Raw genomic sequence first — 250 nt, 5'->3', positions numbered from 1 at the left:
GCTGAAGTGAAAGATGCGGCTGAAGATAAAGCAAAAGAAGTAAAAAAAGCAGTTTCAGAAGCAAAAGATGAAGCTGCAGATAAAGCATCTGAGCTAAAAGATGCAGCTGAAGATAAAACTGTAGAAGCAAAAGAAGCGGCTTCAGAAGCAAAAGATACAGTTGTAGACAAAGTAGTTAAATTCAAAGATGCAGTTGTAGATAAAGTTGCTGAAGTAAAAAATGCAGTTTTTGAAGCAAAAGATGAAGCTG

General features: G+C 36.0%; 1 pseudogene. It reads left to right on the top strand.

What is annotated here, in order from left to right:
* Positions 1-250 (top strand): annotated as a pseudogene (locus tag HMPREF2732_RS02690) (histone); the annotation flags it as partial.

The sequence above is a fragment of the Haemophilus sp. HMSC061E01 genome (assembly GCF_001810345.1).
Classification (GTDB): Bacteria; Pseudomonadota; Gammaproteobacteria; order Enterobacterales; family Pasteurellaceae; genus Haemophilus_D.
This window is presented reverse-complemented; position numbering and strand designations above follow the sequence as displayed.